Consider the following 304-nt stretch of genomic DNA (forward strand, 5'->3'; position numbering starts at 1 on the left):
GCAGCGATACCTCATGTGCAAATTCGCGAACACCGTAGATGGCGCACACGAGCGCCAGAAAGTGAATTGCTTGAATGTGACCTGTAAACATGGAAAAGCCCGTCTGGTTAACGTTGCATGAACTCGATTACGCGATCCCGTGATTCTGTATATGCCTGCTGCATGGCAGCGCCGATACGAGCACGACTATCATCTACTTCTTTACGAAAGTCTTTAAACTCGTCAACGCTCATACTGCCTTTTGCAGCGGCCATGATCGTCATAGTCTCGTTCATGACAAGCATAGCCAGATCACGCATCATGG

At 49.0% G+C, this 304-nt stretch carries 1 protein-coding gene; it reads right to left on the reverse strand.

Annotation, left to right across the window (positions count from 1 at the left end; all coding sequences use genetic code 11):
* Positions 1-107: 107 nt before the first annotated feature.
* On the reverse strand, positions 108-304 hold a 197-nt coding region (locus tag AC1RPQ_RS08315; RefSeq protein WP_429609043.1), incomplete at its 5' end, for a hypothetical protein.

The organism is Dellaglioa sp. CoH-57-MRSF-21 (assembly GCF_056781915.1).